The sequence below is a fragment of the Mesorhizobium sp. M7A.F.Ca.CA.003.01.2.1 genome (assembly GCF_003998945.1).
Classification (GTDB): Bacteria; Pseudomonadota; Alphaproteobacteria; order Rhizobiales; family Rhizobiaceae; genus Mesorhizobium; species Mesorhizobium ciceri.
The window spans coordinates 1-486 of record NZ_RZRA01001643.1 but is presented as its reverse complement, the minus strand read 5'-3'; the positions used below and the strand labels follow the sequence as shown (position 1 = coordinate 486).

Annotated in this window: 2 pseudogenes; one reads left to right on the top strand and one right to left on the bottom strand. The window is 58.8% G+C overall.

Features of this window, described 5'->3' with window-relative positions:
* Nucleotides 1-207 (top strand): annotated as a pseudogene (locus EN969_RS34715) (RidA family protein); the annotation flags it as partial.
* Nucleotides 208-253: 46 nt separating this feature from the next.
* Here the strand turns inward: EN969_RS34715 and EN969_RS34710 are convergent.
* A pseudogene (locus EN969_RS34710) lies at nt 254-486 on the bottom strand (phosphoglycolate phosphatase); the annotation flags it as partial.

Here is a 486-nt window from a genome sequence, read left to right as displayed (position 1 = left end):
TTCTTCATCAAGGGGCCATTTCCCGATGGCGGCGTTCTGAGTTCACCCAATTTTCGTCTCGACGTACTGGACGAGTTCTTTGCCGAGCATTGCCCGAAGCACTGCAGCTATAACAACCCGCCGCCTTCGGAGGTGATCGGAGTTGCAGCGCTTGCGCAAGCCGACATCGTCGTTGAAATTGTCGCGGTGGCGGCGTTGCCTGACTGAAGAATTTCGCATGCAGCGCTGGCTTGATTGCCTTGGCTCTCGCGTGTCACTCCGGGGCTGTGGCGGGAGCCGTGTAACGGCGGCGCACGGCATCAAGCACCCGCTTGCGGCTCTCCTCCGCCGACAGGGTCTTGTCCTCTTCCGCCTCGGCGGTTTCGCGCGCCAGGTCCTTGTCCCTGATCTGATGTCGAAACCATTTGGAATAGTCGCCGGTGCGCAAATGAAACTCCCAGGTCTTGTCATCTATGCCCTCGGCGATCTGAGCGAAGATCATCAGAT